Raw genomic sequence first — 14,916 nt, 5'->3', positions numbered from 1 at the left:
GGATCAGGCGTTACGCACCCGGCGTAACATTTGCTTTCACTTCCGGTTCCGACAAATCCTCCTTCCTGGATTCCAGATTGGTTTTTTCTTTATAAACCTCTTTAACCGCTGAAACGATATAAGTTGCTTTACGTTTTTCGAGACTTTCAGTAGAAGCAAAGGTAGCGGTTACTGCAGAGACAATATCTTTAATCCAGTTAATGAACTTCCTTGCCAGCGAGCTGTTTCTGGACATTTCAACAAGTTCAGGATCTTTAGCCAGATGATGGGCTTGTTGAAAACGATCACTGACAGGTACTGCAGCATCAGTAAACTGCTGTTTCTTTTTATCAATAAAACCTGCCAATTCCGTGTTAGTGATCTCTTTATGATTGTTACAAAATTCATCAAGACCACTGCATACTTTTTGGAGGAAACGATATTGCGGTAAAATCCCCTGTTCAAATTTTGCAATGTCTTTAGTAAATTTTGCTACCGAATATTCTTTGCCAAGCAGTTGCTTGCGATTTTCCTGATAGAATTTATCCAACTCACCCTTAAATTGCTCTCGAAAAGGAGATTGTAACTGGCCCGCCTTAGCCATTGCTTTGGCAAGTATTTTACCATACTCAACATCCAATAACTGTTCATGATTATTTTCATAACTGGTAAGATGCTGCAACCATATCGTATCAGCAAACTCTAACTTATCTGCTTTAATCAACGGATCCAATTCATTTTTCGGATTTGCGAGAATAAGTTCTTTACGCTGTTCTCGCAGGGTATGACGGAAATCATCTATGAAATGACTATCTTTTAAAACAGCGACTTTATCGTCATAAGGTAAATTGAGATTGATAACCAGGGAATAAAACAGTTTGTCCACATACTGCAACGCAGGCACTAACAAAATACCCGGTTTCAGGTAGTTGTCATCTTCAAGCTGACTTACAGACTGGAGCACTTCTTTGTATAACTGCGCTTTCATTTCCGGTAGCTTTTCCATTGCAGCCTTATTAACAGTTCCTAGAGCGCTACCGACACGCTGCAGAAATTTGGAAAGCTGCTGCTTCACAATTTGTATATTTTTTAGCGCATCTCTGTTTCCCCCCTGCTGGGGCAAAAGCTTATCGAGGCTATTCACGAGTTTCCGAATTTCCTTATCCATCATTTCAGGATTACTTAATTCTTCCAGGGTAAAATTTTTAGTCTTTCCTGGTTCCCACTCCAAATTCACCCGCAGCTTCCGCTCGCCTTTCGCCATCAAGCGCGCAACTTCTTTCAATTGATAAATACCATTTTCTATTTGAGTTCTTTGCCTGTTAACATTCGCAAGACCAGTCAATTGATTTTCATTACTGACAATCAATTCTTTAAAATCATTAAGTTTGTCGACTGCTGCCCTATAACGCTCTTGTAGCTCAGGCGCCAAAGACTGAAATGCTGAATTTACACTTAAAAGTTTGATGCCGACATTTTTCATACCCCACATTAATTTCATGACGCCTGCTTCGGGATTAATTTGCTCAAACGCCTCTAAAGCCGAGTTCAGCTCATGAATACCATTTTCCAGCAATTTAACCTGACGCACTATGGCCGGATCATCATCCGCAATGACATGCGGCAATTTCGCGGTAAATCGTGCAGCCACTCTCTTTGACAAAGTAGGTTCACGAGCATCTTGCACATACTTTAAGGCCTGACTGCTGAGCTTCGATATTTTTAATTCCTGCAGAGCAGCAAAATGGCCTCGCATAGTGTTCAAAGAGGACCGTTTTACGGGTAATAATTCGGTTACCGGTTCTGGTTTGGAAAGTGGAACACGCATTGCTTCTACTGACGTTTTTACCGCCTCCAAACTATGCCTGAGCTGATCAGAATTTAAAGTAGCTGCAAGTTCTACCAGTTCCTCCTTGTTACCAGTATTGAGCGCGGCGACAAATTTTTTATCCAACTCGGGATCAAGACGATGGATAATCTCCTGCCCTTTCAGGTATGTTTTTCTGATCGCATCGAGTTCTACTTTAGCGGGCTGAAAAAAACCAGGGCCCGAAGCGGGTCGTTCTGTCAGATACCAGGTTAATTGCCTGGCACACTGGGTAACTGCGTTAACACTGTCCAGGACCAATTTGTTCTGAGCCCGTTGTGTTTCCGGAGAAACCTCAAATAATTCAAGTTTACTTTTGTGCGAGTAAGGCCGCAGCTCATTAAAGCGTATTCCCTGGAGCTTGTGCCGCGCGCTCACAATAACATCCTGTTTTAATACCTGGCTATCTTTTTGTGATTTATAATACTCATTAACGCCAGTCTGCAATTTATCATAATGATTGGTTTCATTCTGAGAAAGAAATTCGACTAACGTTACATTGAATTTTTTCAAATGGTCCCAAATTGATTGTGGGCTTTTTTCATCGTTTAACGCCTCCACAAACATTTTATCCAGTTCCAAATTTTGATGAGCAACAGCAGGCTGAATATCTTTATAATACTGGCGTAACAAATTACGGGTCTTGGCCGGTAAAGCGCTTAAACGCTGCCCCTCGTATTTCCTCAGTAAGCTGAAAAATTTATTACTCTGCCCCTGAAGCCGGTCGACTTCATTAATCGCTTCCTGAGCAGCAATGTTATGATATCCCAGCGCTTCCAGGCGTTGTTTTTGACTACGCTTGATGCACTCCTCAACCACTTCCAGTCCTAACTGTTTTGCAAGCGCAGCCAGTAAAGGGTTGCTGAGAATCCCTGCTTTTAAATAGTTGGTACACTCGATTTCATCAAGCAGGCATAATAAATCACTGATATTTTGCTTAAGCAGCGATTTAAAATGCGCTCTGGTTTCTTCAGTAAGGCTATCTTTTTCAGTATTGATTTGATTAATAAGCTCTTGCAACCCTTGAGCAGTTTTTGCAAATCGATTTAGTGATACATTACCCATTAGTTTATCATCAAATGCAATATCAGCCACCCTGCTCATTGCGTCAAGCTGCACTTGAGATAATCCGATGTTTCTACTCTCCCCTTTATTGTTGAGAGCCTGGTTAATCTGATTAAGAATACCGGGGATCTGGTTTGCGAATTCTACAATTACAGTACTTTGGACACTGGCTTTCGGCGCTGGCTTTAAAGCATTAATTCCCGCAGCAAGCATAGCGCCCGAATTATTGACCGCATCAAACTGCTTAATCTGTTCCCAGGCAGCGGATTGCTCGACAAGTTGCAACGTCTCCGTCAAAACCGGTTGTAATAAATCAATATCCGGGCCAAGCAAACCGCCTGCCTCCGATATAATAACGCTAAAATTACAGACGGTCTGGTAAAGGTTCCAACATGATTTGGCAGTTTGTATCGGACTCAAGACCATATTGCCCAGTGCGGCTTTTTTGTTCTCCAGGCCGTTCACAATCTGCTCGGCGTAATAAAGCGAATTAAGCAACGTTTTGACAGCAGCAACCTGTGGCGCATCCTGTTTAATATCGGTATATGGCAGTGCGCTTAAATCAAACTTGATTTTTTCTATTACAGCATCAGACAAATTCGCTTCCAAATGCGTTACTATTTGCGCCCGAGCCTGTTGAATAGTGTCTTTTAGTGACATAGCAACCAATGAATTATTATGATACATACAGTATAGTTTAAAAACAGCGGCAGTATAGCTTATGGGAGCATATTAAAGCCTGTGTGTCATATTGGCCTGCTGTTGTTGAAAAGCCTCCAGCTCTTGTATAACTTTGGTCAGGGTGGCGTCATCTTTATTTTTTAGCTGGGATAAAATGCGATAGAGTTCATTAGTTGTGGTATTGCGTCCGCGAGCGTGATAATGGAAGAATTGTAAATACCTACTGTATTTGAATGCACACAACTTACTGATTGAGTCGATACAAGCAGGGTTTTCGAGGTTGAGATAACCCTGAAGCTCTATCACGCCCCTGGGTTTTTTACCAACCCTGGTGAACTTCTCCCAATAGCTGTCATTGCTGCAAATGCCAATCAGGAGTTCAAGTAGTTTATCCTGTTGCGTTGCTGCTGCTTGTGTTGCGGTGGAATGTGGCAGCGCGTTGTGGTTGGACGGTTTGGCTTCTTCTTCAGATAATACGGATTCTGGCACAGCGTCTGATGCTGGAACCGGATCTGGTACTGGAGCAGTACCAGATGTTGCAACCGGGTCTGGTGCTGCAACAGCACTTGGTGCTGGAAAATCGCATGGAGAAACCGTTTTGTTTATGGGCGCTGCTCTTTCTAACAATTCCTCTGCTTTAATTTTGCCTTTGATAATATGTTTTGTCAGCCGCATTAAATGGCGAAAAGTTGGAGCAGGTTGCTTGTTGTGGCGGCGTGCATACTCGGCCTGCTGTTCAAATACCCTTATTATTTCCTGTGCCATTTCCTCTTCGATGCCCTTCTCTTTAACAATAGCGAGCATTTCATCACCCGCTAATGGCTGGAGCCCGGTATTGATTAACCGCCGAGCGAGAGCGGTACCTGTCGGCCTTCGGCCAGCAAGGGTGATGGGATTTTGCGTACCAATCAAGGCGCCGCCTGGCTGCCCGTGTTTTTCTCCATTGGGTAAATTTCCCGACAGCAAATCATTATTCAAACGCTCCATCATTGGAGAACTGTTGATTTCATCGGCAATAACAAACGCGCCTTGCTTAAACGCTTTTTTAAGCAGCGCTTCCTTCTCGGCAGGCGACATACTCACTGGCATACGGTAAAACGCTTTTGCGGGAACCACGGCATCACCCATATACGCCTCTTTAAACCCATGGGCAAGCAAGCGATCCATGACCAGCTCACTTTTACCGACCCCCGGATCACCCTCGATAATCATTCCGCCCAATCCGCCAAATTTTTTTACTGAATTAGTGGCTTGCTGACGAAAGTCATGCAAATTAAGCAAATCATCGAGTTGCTGGCAAAGGGGTTGGCGGGATGGCGTGATAATGAATTTGGTTTTTACTTCGGAATTAAGGTGCGCTGGCGCATGAACAAATTGCGTTTTCGGCTTAAATTCGGTATTAAAGGCATTTTTCCTGTGCGAAGGCACACAGGCCAGTCCTAATTGCCAGGCATAATGTTCTGCCAAAATCAGCGGGTCGCTCTCCGGGTGTTTGGCATGATAGCTGGCCGTTAGCAGCGCCATCATTTGTAATTCGCGTGGCGAAATGAGCACTTCGGTTGTTGAGCATTCAACCAGAAAACGATAGACAGCCAGAATTTTGTGTGCAATTGCCTCGGCTTTGCCAGCACAGGCTGTATTGGCAAAAATTGGTTTCAGGCTATCTTCATAAATTGCCTCTGCTGGCAAAGGTTCAAATACAATCGCATTACCATGCTGTTTAAACAAGGCAGGCAAGATACGTTCGCCGCCATAGTTTAGCGGATTGGCTGCAAAAATGACTTTATGGTTGTCAGTTAAAGGATGCAATATGCCATCAATCAATATCGTTGGCGGTTTATTGAATAAGCCTTCAAACATAGACCAGTTATTGGAGCCGATATTGGCCTCATCAATAAACAGCACTTTAAGCGTGTCTGATGTATCTTCAGCCCAGGCACGCAAGTTATTTTCCCCATAATGAACTTTAACGCCCGAGGGCTCTAATACCTCCTTAATAAATGTCGTTTTCCCCACTGCAGTCAGACCAGTTAAAAGCGCATAGGGGGCATAGGACAAGACCTGATTAATTATTTTAAGGCGGCTTGCATTAAAAGCACTGGCAATAGCTGCACTGTTTGTCAAATCAAAATCTGGTAATTGGGTGTAAGCTGGAAGAGCGGTAATACCTTGCCAGGCTTTATCACTGTTTGCTTCTGGATTAGCTCGTAAATACTGGAGCCTTGCTTTTAATTGGGCTAACCCCTCGTTGTCATAATAGTGCTGATCCAGACAGGTAATTTCACTCTCAGTATACTCTGTTTGCAAGATAGTCAGTTTATCGCTTGCAGTAACTGACTGGCGTGTGATTGGCAAATAGTGAAAATATTCCGCTTTATCCGTAACCAGCGTTAATTGACCGGAACCTGATTTAAGCAGCCAGGGTGATAGCGCATCGGCCATTTCCCGGCTAAAACGCCCTTTGAGAATGATCTGTTTATTAGCGGCTAACATCTTTGGCAAGGTACGCCCTTCCTTCCAAAATTTAAAAGCCAGCGATTTTTCATCCAGATGACAATGAATATGTTCAATCAATTCATGCGGGGCACACTCTGAGATATCAATAACAACCGCCTCCGGATCGGCCGCAGTGAGCGTGGCGACACTGGCATCGAGATCACTGCTTTCAATGATCTTAACCTGGTCTGCATTAAGCGCATAAGGCGGTGATTTTAGTGCAGGCGCCTTAAGCTCAGGCGGTAAATCAAGGCTGGTTGTGCAATGAACTTGCAAGCGCACCTGATGTTTCTGGCATTCGGCGAGCAATAGCGCCCATTGATCTTCTGTGAGTTTACGGGTCAGGTTGACTGCCAATGTTTTATTCGCCGAGTCTGCGATAAGGCCTTGAACCGTATCAAGTGTTTCCCGCTTATTATCGCAATGATACTGCTGTAAAAAATTATAGAGTTTCCCAGGGTTTAACGGGAGGGCCTCTGAACTTAAGCCCTCCTGCCATTGCACCTGGTTTATCAGTGACGCCCAGTCATATCCCTTTTTTGTAATTAATGAGAAATTCTCTGGTAATTTAATCCGTTCGTTGCCGTGCCTGATTTCGCCAAGCGTTTTTGCCTGCTCCCAGAAATAGACAAATTCCGGATCATCCCACGGCCCGTTTTCGATCACTACCGGCTTGCCGGATTCAATGGCTTCTGCAAGGCTGCCAGGTTGGAAAATCAAATCCTGGCCTTTAATTATCCATCCCCCCAGCAGACGTTCCTTCCAGTCTGCCCCGTTAAATAGTTGAATAGGGATGCTGTCGTTGGGAATAGCTGATGAGACAGACAAAGCTGGATAACTTGCTTTAAGGTTTTCAAGCGGCACACTGCAAGCGATGCACTGCTCAAAACGGGAATAAAAATCACTACCTTGATAACAGGTTGGTTTATTCTTGTTTTGTATCCCAATCACCAGGGCGCCTTTAGGCAGCGCGGTGCCATCGGCATGGCGTTTATCATCGAGCAAGCCATTAAAACAGATTAAATCATCGTCGCTGAATTTATCATAATTGACCACCAGAACCGGTGGATTGGCTGGATCATTATGGGCCTGGAGGAAATCAAACAAAGGGCCACCCGGACCTTTTGTGATCACTCCTTTGCCATTAAGGCTTTTGACAAAAGGCGCTGAACATACTAAATCCTCTGCTGAATTGATATAAAAAACTGGCCGCGAGCGGGCAACGCACTGCGTTTGTAATGTTAATCCAAGGGCGTTTACCTGTTCCTCTGAATCACATCGTACCAATAATTTTTTGTGTTCCTTGCTTAATAAGGTCTGGCAAAATGATACAGGCTCGGTAAGCGGCAGCGTGGTTTCTTTCCATGTCGTGAAGTAATTTTCTAACGCTTTATTCGCCCGCAGGGGCGGGTTATCCGGTTGTTGTTCGTGTATTTTTGCTGCTAATGGTGCAGGAATTTCTGACTGCGAAGGTTGTGAAGCCGTAGGCTTACGGTTAAGGTTATCATGAATATTTACTTTGGCCGGATAGCCGCCCAAGTCATGCGCTACCCAACACCCATTATGCAAAGTTTCCACATAAGCGTGGCAACCATTCTCTACTATTCGGGCTTGAATATCAGGGCATTGTTGTTTTAGCAAATCGCAGAAAGCAAGGGCGCGATGGCGGCATGCACCTGCTTGTTGTTGCTCAATAGCTGTAAGGTATTCCTGACCCGTAAGCGGACCGGAAGGCAGCTTGAGTTCAGCTACCTTATACTGCCTAACTGTTTGCGCCAGTTCTTTTACTTCATTTGGCACGGAAAAGTTACTATTTGGTACTTCTACCAAAAAATCCAGAACCGTTTCAACAGGCTTCCCTGTAGTACGGATATAATACAGGTTATCACGTTGAGAATAGGCCATCTCTACAGGCCCTGGTTCAACATGGTAATGAGTGACGTTTTCATTGGCGGATAATGAGCGAACAGCCTGCCATTTATGGGTTAAATGCAGCACCTGCTTACCATAAAATCGCCGGCCATTTTTGACTTTGGCAAGCGTTTTTTCCAAGGCCAAAATATCGCCTTGACAGGCAATGGCAGGCCGTTCGACAAGATCAAGTTCACCTTTATTATAGATAGTGAACGCATCATTGACGTTACAAGGATCAGGGTTAACACTATAGGCATTAAATACCGCATGACGCTCCTTACTCACATCAGGCGGGTTACCCCCATCAAGCGCATAAAAGACACGTTCGACATTAAACTCTTTATCAGGGTCAGGTTTGGTGTCTGCATCCAGTTTATGCTGGTGGTTTTCATAAATCGGTGGTGTTGCCGTTAAAGAAAGTTCTTGAGTTCCTGGAGCAAACTCTTGAGTGTCTGGTGGAGCATAATTATTTGAACTCTGGCTAAACTCTTTTCTTATATGATTAATGCTTTCCCAGTCCAATTTTTGCCGTTCAAATTTTTGTCTTAACTCGGCTGAAAGCGATGGACAATTAGTTATCCGAATAAGGTATAATCTGGGGGCTTTGGCTATAAGCGTCAACAAGGTTTTGTCATCAATACCGCAGGTGTCGATAGTCAGTTCTTCCAGATTATCAAAATCAAAGGCACTCACTAGCTCAGAAATTGAACCTCTGACATGTTTAAGGGCAATTTTTTTGAGCCTCGAGGAGCCTTTTACGGATTGTTGCGGGTTTTCTGCTGTAAGAGTAACATCACGGAGATTTAAATATTCTAACTTTGACAGGCTAAGTATTCCCATATACAGGGGCACTATGCCGGTCTTATCCAGGCTAAGTGCAGTTAAATTGGGAATTTGGCTAAAGATACTTTGAAAAACACCTTCTTTAATATGCGTACATGAAATCTCAAGATGTTCGAGAGCATTTAAAAATAATTTGATGGTCGCATCTTTGCGTAGCCCATCGCAGTTTAAGATAGACAAGCGCTTGATATTGGGTAGGGCTTGCAAAAAATTTTGCAATTGTTCTGGGTAGATAACGCATTCATCTAGCGAGAACTGTTTAAGTGTGGGCCATTCAGGAAGCGGCGTATCTGTATTAAAAGCTCCCTTTTTAGTTACCTTTTCCAATTTATACGTATGCAGGGCAGGCAAAGCAGACGCACCCCATACTTCACCATTAAATGCACCTGAGAGGGTAAGCTCTTTTAAATGCTTGCTTGTTTCTTTATCGAGCAGGAAGGTTTTTGTATTAGCTTCAGGGATACTAAGGCTGACTAATTTAAATTTTTGATTGGGTATTGATAAACTTTCTTTGTTATTCCGGCAGGCTTTTGTCAGAAGATTTAATTTTTTTAGATTAGGGCAACCTGCCAGAAACGCCTCTATCTGATTGTCCGTAACCTCAGCATCACAAAGACTAAGTTCTTCCAATCGGGGTAATGACATTTTTTCAATTTGGGTTAGGTTAAAACTGCAGTAACTGGTTTGAAATATTTTAAGGGTACTTGCGTTAGGCGCGAGCAGATTCTTGATAAAACCATCGTCTATGTCAAAGCCACTGTATCTCATTGTAATGTTTTCAAGGGCAGGAAGGCAGCAGGGATGCGTTACAGTAAAATCAGAGATATAGGATGCGAAAAGCAGTTTCTTTAATTTTGGGGTTTTTGCCAGGATTTCAGGGAGCCTGGCTATTGCTCTATCATCTAAATCACCTAACCGCAATTCTTCAAGATCAGCAAGCTGTTCAATATTAAATATAAAACCATTGCATTCAATGCTTCCAGTTTCTATCAAAACATTTAAGTTATACTTATTGAGTGTAAGGCGTTTGATTTTTGTCAGGCATTTTGCTTGCGGCATTAGGGTGTTTAATTGCTTTAGCAGTGCATTTGCATTATCGGAAAAGGAACTATGAACTATCGTTGTAACCAAAGGAGAGCATTGAGGTAAAAAGGCTGCCAGCTTTTCATCCAAATGTACATCAAAAAAGGGATAGCCGGAAGAAATAAAGTATTCGACATCCCATTGATCAAGATAATGCTCATTGGGATCAGCTTGCTCGTCCAGTAAAGAGTCAAGCCAGTAATCGTTAACAATATGAACTTGATCATGCCCTAGTTTATAATCAGCTGCTGTCTTTTTTAAAATATCTTCGTTCTTAACTGGCGTGATATTTTTTCTGATTTGCGGATCGTCTAGTAACTCGATGTTATCCGTGCTTAGCTGGAGAAGACGTGAGTCTTGCCAGATGTAGATGGGAAATTGCTTTTCAAGCAGTGCCCGGATGAGCGACTTGATTTTCTCTCTTTTTTCTTCTGCCCAGTTTGCAGCACGCCAATCAGCTAAAACTAGCGTTTTCGGTTTTAAATTAACCTCCAGCGTATTGTTACGCCAATAAGGCAAGCCTCTTAACAGCCGATTGATATCGATACTGCCTTGCGGTGTAGCGCTGTATTTTTGTTCGCTGGTTTTTTCCCTTAAATATAAATCGTTCAGATTAGGCATTCTGCTGGTTTTATTTGGGATCGATATGATTATTATAGATCAGTATGCATATTATTGCGCCGACATGAAATGATCACTGAAATCAACTCTTTGCATACATTGGACGAAATTACATCCTTCTTCGGAAATCTCCAGCGTTACATTCACTTTAAATAGCTTTATAATAAATGCTTTCCCAGGGACTTGGATTTTAAAAAAATGGAAGAACTTGATTTAAAAAGAAAAGACGTATTCTTTTTACGCGCCCTGGAGCTTGACGAGCTCCTGCTCATCGTTTTTGGCGTCACGCTGGCTATAATCCTGTTTAGCGTTTATCTTCATGACAAAACCCAGAAAAAACACGCAGTATTGCGTAATTTCCCAGTTATTGGACATTTTCGTTATCTGTTTGAATACCTTGGCGAATTTTTCCGTCAATATTTCTTTGCCGGCGACCGGGAGGAGCTTCCGTTTAATCGCGCAGAGCGCTCATGGGTATACCGGGCGGCAAAAAACATCGATACCACCATTGGTTTTGGCTCTACCCGTCCGCTCAATCTGACTGGTACAGTATACTTCGTTAGCGCTCCGTTTCCTCCGCTTGGAACCAATGAGGCAACTATAGAACCGCTGATCATTGGCCCATTCTGCTCCAAACCCTATTCCTCCAACCATATCTTTAACATCTCCGCCATGAGCTATGGCGCCATCTCAAAACCCGCTGTTCGCGCTTTATCGCTCGGCGCAAAAAAAGCAGGATGCTGGCTGAATACCGGCGAAGGCGGTGTTTCACCTTATCATCTGGAATCAGGCTGTGATGTGGTTGTTCAGATAGGCACCGCGAAATACGGGGTCAGAGACAGAGACGGCAATCTGTCTGACGCCCGTTTGCGTGAATTGGCTGCCCACGACAATGTGAAAATGTTTGAAATCAAATTAAGTCAGGGCGCCAAACCCGGGAAAGGCGGTATCCTGCCAGCAGTCAAAGTAACCGAAGAAGTGGCTGAAATTCGCGGTATTCTGCCGCACACCGATTCAATTAGTCCTAATCGCCATACTGATATCAGTAACGTTGAAGAATTATTGAATGCCATTGAACATGTCCGCCGGGTAACCGGTAAACCGACTGGCTGTAAATTCGTACTGGGCAGTTATGAGTGGGTACATGATTTATGTCTGGCTATCCATAAACGCGGTGTGCAATTTGCGCCTGATTTTATCACTCTCGACAGTGCAGACGGCGGTACGGGTGCATCGCCTCAGGGGTTAATGGATTATCTGGGTATTCCGATTCAGGAGTCACTGCCGCGTTTAGTTGATATTCTGGTGACTTATAATCTGCGCAAACGGATCCGGGTTATTGCCAGCGGCAAATTAATTACCCCGGCCAATGTTGCCTGGGCGCTTTGCGCCGGTGCAGACTTTGTGAATTCAGCACGCGGTTTTATGTTTGCTCTGGGCTGTATCCAATCTATGCAATGCCATAAAAATACTTGCCCAACCGGTGTGGCAACCCACAATCCCAATCTGCAACGCGGTCTGGTTATCGAGGATAAGGCCGAGCGAGTCTATAATTATGCGAATAACATGGCTCACGAAATTGCTATTATCTGCCACTCTTGCGGTGTGGAAGAACCGCGCCAATTGCAACGCCGCCACGCCCGTATTGTGCGGGAAAATGGCTTTTCAGTTCCTCTCTCAGAGCTGTTTCCGGATCAGCAACCGTTAGAGCAATACCGTTAATATCAAATGATCGGGCAAATTATAACTTATTTGCCCGATAATCATCGTACCCTTTAACCGTAATTTCCATATCCTCGCCTTTTTTATAAGGAATAGTCGCTTTAACTGGTTTGTTAACGCTATCATTCAGGCTATTTTTAAGCGTATCGGGAAGCTTATTGTTGATAGAATTAAGATCCCTGATAAATTTTTTATAACTGGTCCATGAACTGCTTTCAACATTTTTAAACCCGGCAGAAAAAAATCCAACAGCCTTATCCACGGTTCGATGCCGACGATGGTGCGATATAATTGCAGTCTGGTTAATGAAATTGGTTACAGTTTCCGTCTTTAGTTGCGGCTCTTGTAATGTCTGCCTGATTTCTTGGGCCAACTGAGTGTACAAGGCTATTTTATCGCCGCTCCCTTGCCTGGAATAAGCAGATGCTGCTGTCGGGGAGTTTTGCGCCTCCAGACGTTTTAGCTCGCCGTTAATATGAACCAGTAATGATGCAAGCACCCGATGCTCTGGATGCTCGTGCTCATTCTGAATTAAAGATAAAGAACATATAGGCTCGCTCTGTTCAATTGTTTGTGCAAGCCTGATTTTTTCAACATCGGCACTAGCTGGAATACCATTTTCTTGTAAAAATCGGCTGTGGCCTAGTTCTTGTAGCGAGCTTTTAACCAAATCACAATACCAGGCAGGGTGTCTTCCTGTTTGTTTCCACTGGTTGAAATGCTGTCTGGCATTGTTTTCGACATAACTCTCGGGATTAATTGGCTTCATAAAAGGCGCAACCGTCTGATAAAATTTAACCAGATAGGTATAAACAGCCTGCTCTTCTGTAGTCAAATCATTCAGTGGCGGAATATTCTGATTTGAATTTGCAAGGTTCTGTATCACTTGCAGCCTTTGTGCAACATACCTTTGCTGATTCGCAATTGCTTCTTCCGGATCAACCCCATTCGCCAGTTGCAGCGCTTCATCATAAATTGTCTGCCACTGCTGCCAATCAATTGCCAGTTCGGGTAACTGGCTGCATTCGGTAACCAATTTCTGCGGATCAATATGTTGACCTGATTTTAAAAAGTCAAAACCGGTTTTTCGCGCTATCTCATAAAGACTTGCGGTCAGGTTAATTTCCCTCTCATCGTCTTCCCTGAGCCTTAATGCCGCACCAAAATCAAAACGAAAAGTATTCCCATTTCTGGCCGCAATATTTTTTGCAACACAATCGACATCGCCAGCAACAAAGGAAGCAATAAGCATTTTTTCCATGCCCGGCGCAGTCGTGGAAAAGGGCTGCAGATCATTACACCATTTGGAAGCAACCATCCACTGGCCCGGCGGAGGTTGCTTTATTAAACACACCTCAGGCGCATTATCCGGGCCGGCAAGTTGCCGATAAATCTGGCTGGCGATAACTTCTCTTACCGCATCAATTGGCTCAGAAGGTTTAAACAACCAACGTTGCCCGGCTTCATCCTGATAAACCCCACCGACATGAATACCACCGGTTTTAGGCTCTATAAAAGAAAAGGTTTGTTGAATACCTTCAGCGGGCGATAAAAATGCTGTGGTAATTTGCTGGGGTAAATCAGGCATAATCTTTCCATTTTCAATTTGATTATTTTAATTATAGATTGATTATATTAAAAGCATATTAGAGAGTATGAATGTATTTTTTAAAGGAGTGCTGTAAAGCCTAACACTCCTTTCTTAATTAAATAAAGAGCGAAGCCGGTTCACCAACTCACCCAGCTCCTCACTACCATACGGCTCATCAACAATCCCCGCCTGCCAAAGGCTATGCGGCCAGGCCTCATCGTGTTTAAAACGAGCAATAATATGTATATGAAGCTGATTAACAATATTACCCAATGCGCCAATATTTAATTTATCTGGCTGGAAAAAAACTTTCATTTGCGAGGAAACCCGAGAAATTTCCTGCATTAACACAATTTGCTGCTGCTGATTCAAATCAATAATTTCACTGCAATTACTCACGCGGGGCACCAAAATTAACCAGGGGAAATGACGATTGTTTTTAAGCAGAATAGTTGACAGCTTGCCTTCTGCAACCGCAATTGAACTTGCCAATAAACGTGGATCAATCTTAAAAAGCTCGGACATGGATAACAGCCGCAGACAAAAACAGGCGGCAATTATGCCGCCCTTTTTATTGATAATGCAAATACAGACAATGAAAACAAATTTTTTTGCAAAAAAATAAAAAAAACTATTGTTAGTTCTCCCTGTTTTGCGCTATGTTGAATTATCCCATATGGTTTATGGGTCGTTTATGGATGAATGCGGCTATTGAAATTCAGAAACAATAGCTGATGCTTAAGCAAAAAGGAGGATTTATGGCTACGGGCGAAGTTAAATGGTTTAATAACGCCAAAGGTTGGGGATTCATTATGCCGGCAGATGGCGGCGAAGATATTTTCGTTCACTTTTCTGCAATTAGCGGCACAGGATACAAAACTCTTGTTCCAGGACAGCAAGTAAGCTATACACTGGAAAAAGGGGATCGCGGTCTGCATGCCTCTAATGTTGTAGTAACAGCTGAATCAGTTTCAGAAGAAATGGCCTGAATCTGATAAGCAGACTCCCGGCGTAAAGCATCAGGGGAAATCCAAGGTAGTGTCCATTATGCTGC

Annotated in this window: 6 protein-coding genes; 2 read left to right on the top strand and 4 right to left on the bottom strand. The window is 43.4% G+C overall.

Annotated elements, in window-relative coordinates:
- Positions 1-10 precede the first annotated feature (10 nt).
- Both ACFORL_RS11525 and ACFORL_RS11520 read right to left on the bottom strand, forming a co-directional pair.
- On the bottom strand, positions 11-3,571 hold the full coding sequence (locus tag ACFORL_RS11525; protein WP_382344162.1) for a hypothetical protein: 3,561 nt from the start codon (positions 3,569-3,571) through the stop codon (positions 11-13).
- Between the two features lie 72 nt (positions 3,572-3,643).
- Complete coding sequence (locus tag ACFORL_RS11520) at positions 3,644-10,549, bottom strand: hypothetical protein (protein ID WP_382344160.1); 6,906 nt, start codon at positions 10,547-10,549, stop codon at positions 3,644-3,646.
- A 198-nt stretch (positions 10,550-10,747) separates the two neighbouring features.
- Here ACFORL_RS11520 and ACFORL_RS11515 point away from each other — a divergent pair, with 198 nt between their 5' ends.
- A complete protein-coding gene (locus tag ACFORL_RS11515) occupies positions 10,748-12,271 on the top strand; it encodes an FMN-binding glutamate synthase family protein (protein ID WP_382344158.1) in 1,524 nt (507 codons plus the stop codon).
- A 19-nt stretch (positions 12,272-12,290) separates the two neighbouring features.
- Here ACFORL_RS11515 and ACFORL_RS11510 read toward each other — a convergent pair whose 3' ends face one another.
- Positions 12,291-13,859, bottom strand: a complete 1,569-nt coding sequence (locus ACFORL_RS11510) for a hypothetical protein (protein ID WP_382344156.1) — start codon at positions 13,857-13,859, stop codon at positions 12,291-12,293.
- A gap of 114 nt (positions 13,860-13,973) precedes the next feature.
- Positions 13,974-14,387: an HIT domain-containing protein gene (locus ACFORL_RS11505; protein ID WP_382344154.1), complete on the bottom strand. Its 414-nt coding sequence runs from the start codon at positions 14,385-14,387 to the stop codon at positions 13,974-13,976.
- A 233-nt stretch (positions 14,388-14,620) separates the two neighbouring features.
- On the opposite strand from ACFORL_RS11505, the gene ACFORL_RS11500 reads away from it, so the two are divergent.
- The gene (locus tag ACFORL_RS11500) at positions 14,621-14,851 is read left to right on the top strand and encodes a cold-shock protein (RefSeq protein WP_382344152.1); all 231 of its coding nucleotides are present in this window, start codon (positions 14,621-14,623) and stop codon (positions 14,849-14,851) included.
- Positions 14,852-14,916 lie beyond the last annotated feature (65 nt).

It is taken from the genome of Legionella dresdenensis, assembly GCF_042649825.1.
GTDB classification, from domain to species: domain Bacteria; phylum Pseudomonadota; class Gammaproteobacteria; order Legionellales; family Legionellaceae; genus Legionella_C; species Legionella_C dresdenensis.
This window is presented reverse-complemented; position numbering and strand designations above follow the sequence as displayed.